9 protein-coding genes are annotated in these 8,343 nt (G+C 62.6%); 5 read left to right on the top strand and 4 right to left on the bottom strand.

The window, feature by feature from the left end:
• Positions 1-317 (top strand): hypothetical protein (locus M3I56_RS17635; RefSeq protein WP_302056879.1); only part of this gene is annotated, 317 nt, incomplete at its 5' end.
• Between the two features lie 157 nt (positions 318-474).
• A complete protein-coding gene (locus tag M3I56_RS17630; protein ID WP_254355082.1) occupies positions 475-1,827 on the top strand; it encodes an MFS transporter in 1,353 nt (450 codons plus the stop codon).
• A gap of 24 nt (positions 1,828-1,851) precedes the next feature.
• On the opposite strand, the gene M3I56_RS41390 is transcribed toward M3I56_RS17630, so the two are convergent.
• Together M3I56_RS41390 and M3I56_RS17620 are read right to left on the bottom strand one after the other, a co-directional pair.
• Positions 1,852-3,021: a GNAT family N-acetyltransferase gene (locus M3I56_RS41390; RefSeq protein ID WP_254355081.1), complete on the bottom strand. Its 1,170-nt coding sequence runs from the start codon at positions 3,019-3,021 to the stop codon at positions 1,852-1,854.
• Positions 3,022-3,056: 35 nt separating this feature from the next.
• Positions 3,057-3,944, bottom strand: a complete 888-nt coding sequence (locus M3I56_RS17620; protein ID WP_154678112.1) for a class I SAM-dependent methyltransferase — start codon at positions 3,942-3,944, stop codon at positions 3,057-3,059.
• Between the two features lie 389 nt (positions 3,945-4,333).
• Here M3I56_RS17620 and M3I56_RS17615 point away from each other — a divergent pair, with 389 nt between their 5' ends.
• Both M3I56_RS17615 and M3I56_RS17610 read left to right on the top strand, forming a co-directional pair.
• Positions 4,334-4,606, top strand: coding sequence for a hypothetical protein (locus M3I56_RS17615; protein ID WP_254355080.1), 273 nt, complete (start codon positions 4,334-4,336; stop codon positions 4,604-4,606).
• A gap of 75 nt (positions 4,607-4,681) precedes the next feature.
• Positions 4,682-4,909 carry a hypothetical protein gene (locus M3I56_RS17610; protein WP_254355079.1) on the top strand — a complete coding sequence of 76 codons (228 nt, stop codon included), beginning with the start codon at positions 4,682-4,684 and terminating at the stop codon, positions 4,907-4,909.
• Between the two features lie 42 nt (positions 4,910-4,951).
• On the opposite strand, the gene M3I56_RS17605 is transcribed toward M3I56_RS17610, so the two are convergent.
• Complete coding sequence (locus tag M3I56_RS17605) at positions 4,952-5,149, bottom strand: DUF3562 domain-containing protein (protein ID WP_028207568.1); 198 nt, start codon at positions 5,147-5,149, stop codon at positions 4,952-4,954.
• A gap of 59 nt (positions 5,150-5,208) precedes the next feature.
• The gene (gene pstS / locus M3I56_RS17600; RefSeq protein WP_254355078.1) at positions 5,209-6,246 is read right to left on the bottom strand and encodes a phosphate ABC transporter substrate-binding protein PstS; all 1,038 of its coding nucleotides are present in this window, start codon (positions 6,244-6,246) and stop codon (positions 5,209-5,211) included.
• 427 nt (positions 6,247-6,673) lie between these two features.
• Here pstS and M3I56_RS17595 point away from each other — a divergent pair, with 427 nt between their 5' ends.
• Complete coding sequence (locus M3I56_RS17595) at positions 6,674-8,296, top strand: hypothetical protein (protein ID WP_254355077.1); 1,623 nt, start codon at positions 6,674-6,676, stop codon at positions 8,294-8,296.
• Positions 8,297-8,343: the final 47 nt, after the last annotated feature.

Raw genomic sequence — 8,343 nt, 5'->3', positions numbered from 1 at the left:
CCCCCGACGCCGCCCAGCCGTGCGGCAAGCTCGTGGGGACAAACGCCGCCGGCGGCTTCGCACTGCGCAGCGGCGAACCGGTCGATTTCGTTTCCGCGGGCCAGGCCACGCGCGGGACGCTGCTCGTTTTCAGCGATGGACCCGTATTTCGCGCGTACTGGCAACCCGAAGGCAGCGAAGAGAAGTACGCACTCGCCAACGCGGGTCCAGACAGCGTGCGCCTCGTTTCGACGCCTCCGCAGGGCACGCCGACCCGTGACGCCCAGCCCGGCGTTGCCACGCAGCCGTTGCAAGTGCTTTCCTGTCCGAAGCTTTAATTCCGCCTGAATGCCGTTCCCGGTCCATATCCCACCATGTGAACCGTCCTTTCGTATCGCGCCGCGAGCGACTAGTCTTTAACGATTCCAAACGGACGAACGGTCCGGCCCGTGACTAGCGCACCGCGCCGCGCAGCCGGCCTCGAAGGAGACAGATATGGAGCTCGAAACCCGCACCATGGCGCGCGTGACGGCAAGGCTCGTGCCGTTCCTGATCGTTTGCTATTTCGTGGCATATCTCGATCGGGTCAACGTCGGTTTTGCGGCACTGCAGATGAACAAGGCACTCGATCTTTCCGCGAGTGCGTTCGGCTTTGGCGCAGGGATCTTCTTCATTGCCTATTTCTTCTTCGAGGTGCCATCGAACCTGCTGCTCGAGCGTTTCGGCGCAAGGCGCTGGATCGCGCGCATCATGTTCACGTGGGGCATTATCGCGGGCGCGATGGCGTTCATTCCGGACCTCGCCAGCATCACCGGCATGTCGAACGCGCACGTATTCTATGGACTGCGTATCTTGCTCGGTATCGCCGAGGCGGGTTTCTTCCCCGGCATCATCTTTCTGCTTACGCTGTGGTTTCCCGCCAAATACCGCGCGCGCGTGGTGGGCTATTTCATGGCGGCCATTCCGTTGTCGACGGTGATTGGCGGCCCGGTTTCCGGCTCGCTGCTGTCGCTGGACGGCAGAGGGGGGCTGGCGGGCTGGCAGTGGGTCTACCTGATCGAGGCGATACCCGCGCTCGTGCTCTCTGTGTGCGTGCTGTTCTATCTGACCGACAAACCCGCCGACGCCCGCTGGCTCGCCGACGACGAGCGCCGCTGGCTCGTCGATCGCCAGGCGCAGGAGCGCCGTCATCGGGAGAAGGTGCGCACGTTCAGCGTGCTGGAGGCGCTCATCAATCCGCGCGTGCTGGCGGTGGCGCTGATCTATTTCGGTGCGAATGCAACCAATTACGGGCTCAGTTTCTTCCTGCCGCAGATCGTCAAGGCGTTCGGGCTCACGAACGTGCAGACAGGCTTCGTCACCGCGCTGCCCTACGCGGTGGGCGTCGTTTCGATGGTGCTATGGAGTCGGCATTCCGACCGCCGCCTGGAGCGCAAGCGTCACGTCGCATTTGCGCTGGCCGTCGCGGCCGCCGGTATTGCGGCTGCCGCGGGACTCGATAATCCGGTGCTCAAGATGTTGGCGCTTTCCATCGCGGGCTTCGGTATTTTCGGCTGCCTGCCGGTAATCTGGACGCTGCCGGCCGCATTCCTTTCGGGCGCGGCGGCGGCCGGCGGCATTGCCGCTGTCAATTCGCTCGGCAATCTGGCGGGTTTTTTCGGCCCCTACGCAATGGGCTGGATCAAGGACAGCACGGGCGGCTTCGGCGCGGGCCTGCTATGTCTTGCGGGAGCCGGGCTCGTGGGCGCGGGCGCGGCGCTCGTCCTCCATCACAACCCGGCGCTCGAAACGCTCGACGATTCGCCGCAAGCCGAAACGCACGGGGAGGGCGGTGTGCTGAGGCCGTGAGCGGCGCCTATACACGCTATTGGCTCATTTCAGGCGCGCCATCACAAGCGTAGTGACTTTTCGATAGACGCGCCTGGCCTGGGCCCATGCCAGCGCCAGCTCGATGAGCCGCCCGCGTGCATTGAGCACGACGATACGCGATTCGTGCCTGGTTTCGCGATCCGCCCAACGCACCTTGTAGTCGCCGTGCAGCGGCCGAAAGTCGAAATCGCGGCCATGGGCCTGGGCCCATTGCGCGATATATTCGATCAGCAGGTTCCCCACCGAAAACACGCTGAACGCCTCGTCATAGGTGGTGATCAAATATTCGACGCTGCGCGTGCCGACGAGATTGACCGATGCCGCCACCGGTTGCCCGTTGACCTGCACATAGGCGACGAGCGGCAGAGTGGTCAGATCGGTTCGCTTTGCAAGTTCGATGAAGAAGTCGCGTACGCGGTCGTCCATCAAATAGGGCGATTCGATTCCGCGCTTGAGCGCCCATTGGCGTTTGTTGGCGAATAGCCACCTCAATACGCGCTCGGTGTCCTCGGCGCTGTTGCACCACCCAAAACTGACTTCGCCTTCGCGCCGCAACCGCTTCGCGCTCGAACGCAGCGCGGCGCGCAGCGTCGAGTGCCGCGTCGCGAGGAAATCGTTCCATGTGGGCGCGGCGCGCAGGTTGATCGAATAGCCGGGCATCACGCGCCAGCGCTGCGGCAGCGCGCGCTGCACCCAGGACTGCGGCGCGGCGTCGAGCGCATGTTGCAGCGGGCTGCCGTTTTCGAGCATCGGGATGTGGAGCACGTCGGCGTGAATCCGCAAGACGGCCTGGACCGCCGCATCGTAAAGTTCCGCGCGCCGGGTGTCGGCGACCAGCGGGCCGCCGTATTCCTCGCCGCAGCCGCAGCCCAACGCCTCGGCCGTTCGCCACGCGCCTTTGCGCGTAATTGCAACGGGCCATAGCGCCAGAAGGTCACGAGCGTCGTGCACCGTCGCGACTTCGACCTTCGCGCCGCGCTTCAGCGCTGCCGCGACGGCAGCCTCGCAGTAGGCAAAGCTGATGAAAGGCGAATACGCCTCGGCTCCGGATAAAAGCGCACGCCATTGGGGCTCGAAGGCACGAAACGCAGCGACGGTCTCGCACGTGCGCAACTCGTACCGGAAGGATGCGGCCGGCGACGACTCGTATATCGCCACGACGGAGGTCGGCACTTGCGTCTCCTGAATGAATTCGTGGTGCTTGTGATTCAGCCTTCTAGCGAAGTGCTGAGGCGGTCCTTGGTCGTAATGCGGCGATTGCGGTCCGCGAATGTGTCGGGGCGCGCGCCGCGCACGCTTTGCCAGACGACGACGTTCTCGTGGTCCTCGGGTCCGAAGCCGACTTCGTCGTGATCATACGGAAAGACGCCCGCGAACCAGCGCCGCAACTGACGGGAGTCGTCGAAGACTTCGCCGCACACGGGGTTATCGTATACGATGAAAAGATGCTCGACGGTGCCGCTCGCGAGGCCCGCTTCGAGTTTATCGAGTAACGACGCCATCAACTCGGGTCCGAATGGATTGAACAGAAAGACGACCACGTTGCCCGACGGCACCTTCAGATCGGCGACGTTGGCGTGCAATGCGCGAATCGGCGGCCGTTGCGGAAAGCGCCGCGCCATGACGGTCGCGTTCGCATTCGCCGTTCTCACGAGGTCTGCGCTGATGTCGTAGCCCAGCGCCAAAGAGAACGGATACTCGGAGGCGACGATCATCGGCCGGCCTTTACCGCAACCGATGTCCATGAACGTATAGCCGGTGATATCGCCCAGGGTGTCGAGCGCGCGGCGGATGATGGTCGGCTGCGAGCCCATGTAAGGCCTGAGCTGGACGGCAAGATGGGCGTCGCGCTGCAGCGCGTTGGAATCGACCAGTCCGCTCGTGTCCGTGCCGTACTTGAGATCGATGGGGTGGCGCCGCAGGCAGCCGGAGTACACCGCGCGCAATACCGGAACGCGAATGCAGATGCGCCGTATCGGCGGGATGAACATGGCGCGCTGCACGCTGTCGGGCAACCGGGCCACCACATTCAGCAACGGTTGCTTGAGTGCGCGTCCGAGCGCGAATCGGGGGCCGCCGTGTGTTGTTGTTCGCATGGATCGATGCGCTGTGAACCTTCTGGATGGGGTTGCCGATCCATCATGATGGATCGGTGCGTCGCCAGGTCGCCGCCATTCATCGGTTGTATTTCGACAAAAAGGCCCGAATTCGTGGCTTACTAACGAGTGTCATATGGCTGGCGTAGGGTGGTGACCCGAGAGCCAGATCGTCGTGGGTGGCGTGCCCTTTTTCCCCATCGTCCGGCGAAAGCGCTTTCATGGCGGCTGCCTCAATACTCTCCCTGATGTTTCCGCTTTTTTTTCCGTGCCTTAATGAGCGTTCTCGCGTGGTTCGGCGGGAGGAATGCTTCGGTTTCGCAAGGTATCGGTGCAGGCGGGTCTCCAGGTTTTTGTCTACGCAATACCCAACCGGAAGAGGCGAGACGATGAACGCGCGAGTGGATGCTGAAGCGCGCCGTAAGCGGTATGCAATGCACCGCCTTGGCCTGGCAATGAAGCGGCTGATGAATGCCGAAGCAGAACCCGAAAAATTGATGGCGACGCGCTGGGTGAATGCCTGGAGCGCTTCCGTCGGCGAGCGCTGGTTCGCGGCAAGCCCATATGGCAGGCTGAGTCAGGCGGCGTTAATGCGTGCCCCGTTAAAGAGCTCGACAGGTCCCCGTAACAGGCTGAAATCGGGACGGCAATCGTCAATATGAAACAAAACGCATATTTAATTGACCAATAGGGCCGCGAAACGATATTGTCATAATTTAGACATTTCCGCGTTTACCTTGGCTCTTGCAGAATACGAAACCACCCATCCTCTGAGCGTCGAACTGCATGGCGTGAACTACGCGGGTGCTTACCGCGTCATGGCCGGGAGCGTCATCGTCTACTTCGAAAACGAAATCAAGTTCGCGCAGTATGGAACGAATCGTCCGGAGATCATCGCCCGCTGGGTGTTGACGGACCTCTGCCGTAAATCCGATTCCCGCCGGCGCAAAGCAGGCGAGCGTTGATGCGCGCATGCGCGTGGCATCGGCATGACGCCATGCGAGCATTCAGTGCGCGTTCTTGCGCAGGTTGCGAAGGTCTTCGCGTACGCGCCGCGAGACGAGCACGCTCAGATAATCCATCACACGTGCGCCGTCGCTGAACTCGGCCCACGTTTGCTCATACATCTTCGCGACGATTTCCAGCGGCGTTTGGGTTTCGGTCGCGATCGCCTTTACGACCTCTTCGGCCGCTTCCTGTTTCATCAACGCCTCCCGGACGCATAGGCGCCCGGCGTGAGAACACTCGTGAATGGAGGTGGACGCTACTGCGCGCTAACGGCTTTGGCTGCGACGTCGTCGCCTTTGTCGCCGTGCCATTGCGCGCGGATCTTCGTCACGACCACGGCAGGCAGCGGAATATAGTCCAGTGCCTGGATCGTCGGCTCGCCGTGCGTGAGCGCCCAGTCGAAGAACTTCAGCGTCTCAGTGTTGCGCGCCGAGTCGTCCGGTGTCGCCTGCAACAGCACGTAGGTCGCGCCCATCACGGGCCATGCGTCCTTGCCCGGCTGATTGGTGAGCACCTGAAAGAGCGAGCTTGACCAGTCCGCATTCGCGGCCGCTGCGCTGAATGTCTGGATGCCCGGCTCCACGACCGCACCCGCCGCGTTGGTCATCGCCGTGTAGGTCAGATGATTCTGCTTCGTGAAGTCCCAGGCGACATAGCCAATCGCGCCAGGCAGGTAGCCCACGAACGTGGCGACGCCCTCATTACCCTTACCGCCTATCCCCAGGGGCCAGTGAACATTGGTGCCTTCGCCGACCTTGCGTTTCCATTCGGGGCTCACCTGCGAGAGATAGTGCGTCCAGATCAGCGTCGTGCCCGAACCATCCAGACGCCGCACGACAGCGATCGGCGTGTTGGGCATCTTGATCTTCGGATTGAGCCGCACGATGGCCGGATCGTCCCAGTACAGGATCTTGCCGAGAAAGATCTGGCCCAGCACCTCGCCGTTCAGCATCAACTGACCGGCCTTGATGCCCGGAAGATTCACAACGGGAACTACGCCGCCGATCGCGGTGGGAAACTGCCGCAATCCGTCCTTGCTCAATTGCTCGCTCGTGAGCGGGGCGTCGGAGCCGGCGAAGTCGACCGTGTGCGCGACGATCTGCTTGATACCGTCCGTGGAGCCGGTGCTGCGGTAGATCACCTTGCCGCCGCCGGACTTCTGGTAGGCGGTGGCCCAGTGGCTGTAGAGGGGGGCGGCGAGCGTACTGCCGCATCCGGTCACGTCTTCGGCGCGGGCCGACAACGTGCAAACGCCGCAAACGAGCGCGGCAATCAGGGGGCGCAATGGTCTCACGAGCCACTCCCGTTATTCATGTTCTCTGGGAAGTCGCGGAGTCTGTCTGGTCCGCGTACTGTCAATTACAGGATGGTGACAGGCAGGATTCAAATTGAATCCTGCTATCGTGCGGCGGTTTTATGACGACGCGTTGCGTTTGTGTGCGCGACCGGATGATGAGGATAACAAACAAAATTGCCGGATCGAAAAACACGCTATTCCGTTCGATTTCCGCAGAGGAAAACGCGTGAACGAAGCCGCATTGCCTGCAACGAATCTTTCACAATATTTCGCTAGGGTAAGCAGGATTGACCCCGAGTTCGTCTTGACAAAATGCTTGTAATTCCTTTCGGAGACGCTACAGATGGCCATCAATACCCCTCGCTCAGCATATTGCGGCGCTTGTTTTGCCGCACGTCCTTCCCGTCTTGCTCTTGCCGCTGCTTTGGTTTGCGCCAGTGCAGGTGCAGCCGCTGCCGCGCAAGACGCCAACGCGTTTTTCGGTGGTTCGGGCCTGCTCGTCGTGAGCCGCAGTGTCTACGACAACGTGTCGAGCAACGTCACCCCCGGCATGACGCTGCCGCCCAATTGCAATAGTGCGCAGGCGAGCTGCCCCACGGGCGGCGCGCCCACTGACGGCACGTATCCGGCCGTCTGGAACAACGCGCTCTACGATCCGAGCTTTGGCGTCACGGCGCGCATTTTCCTCGACACCATTGCGCCGGGAGGCCAGGTCGTCCACACGCTGGAAGTGCCCAACAGTCTGCATCCGGGCCATGGCCACGACCAGCTCGTGACGAGCTTCAGCTCCAAGTCCGAACTCGCGCTCAACCTTTCGAGCGACGGCCGTTACCTGACGTTCATGGGCTACGTTGCACCGCTCAACACGCTCGACGTATCGAACTCGAATACGCCGGGCGCGATCGATCCGACGAATCCGGACGGTCAGGCGTTCTATCGCGCGGTGGCGCGGCTCGATGCCGACGGGCACCTCTCCTTCACGGAGACCAATGCATACAGCGGCAATAACGGCCGCGCCGCATTGCTCAACAACGGCAACGACAACGGCAAAGGCAACGGTTTTTACTACACGGTGGGCAACGCAGGCAACGGTTCGAATCCGCAGCCGGCAGGCGTGATTCTCGGGGCGGGGGCGCAATTCATCGAAGCGACGCACCAGCATGAGGCGCAGCAAACGCCCGGCACGCCCACGCCGCTCGCGAGCTTCTCGGTCACGCAACTCGGTGCGAAGGCCGACAAGGTGGGCAAGGACGACAACTACCGCGGGCTCACCGTCTTCAACAACGTGGTGTACTTCACGAAGGGCAGCGGCAGCAACGGCGTGAACACGGTGTACTTCGTCGACACCACGGGCAAGGCGTGCCCCTCGGGCGGCGTAGGCGTGCCGGTGGCGGGCGCGAAACTGCCGTCCAATCCGCTTGCGTACGACGCTTCCACGTTGACGACCAGCGGCTTGCCGAGCAACGTATGCGTGCTCGCAGGCTTCCCGGCTACGCCGAACAAGACGGCAACGACGCTCTCGTACCCGTTCGGCCTGTGGTTCGCCAACGCGAATACGCTCTATGTGGCCGACGAGGGCGATGGCTATTCGGGCGGCACGGACCTGTATACGCACGCCGCGCAGCAGACCGGTGCGGGCCTGCAGAAGTGGGTGTACAACGCCGGAACGAAGTCGTGGAAGCTCGCGTACACACTCCAGAACGGCCTGAATCTGGGGACTTCGTACACCGTTGCAGGTTATCCGGTGGGCACGAACAGCGCGACCAGCCTGCCGTGGTCGCCCGCCACGGACGGCCTGCGTAACATCACGGGCCACGTCGAGCAGGACGGTACGGTCACGATCTGGGCGATCACGTCGACAGTGAGCGGCAACGGCGACCAGGGCGCAGACCCGAATCGCCTCGTCGCCGTGCGCGACGTGCTGCGCAACACCACGGTTTCGGGCGCTGCGAACGAGCGTTTCGTGACGCTGCGCAACGCGGGCTTCGGCGAAGTGCTGCGCGGCGTGTCGCTTGCGCCGGGCGGCCCGTTCGGCAAGTGGTTCTGATCACCGCGCAGTCATGCACTAAAGGCCGGGCGTGCGTAGCGCCCGGC

The sequence above is a fragment of the Paraburkholderia sp. CNPSo 3281 genome (assembly GCF_024206515.1).
Lineage (GTDB): Bacteria > Pseudomonadota > Gammaproteobacteria > Burkholderiales > Burkholderiaceae > Paraburkholderia > Paraburkholderia nodosa.
This window is presented reverse-complemented; position numbering and strand designations above follow the sequence as displayed.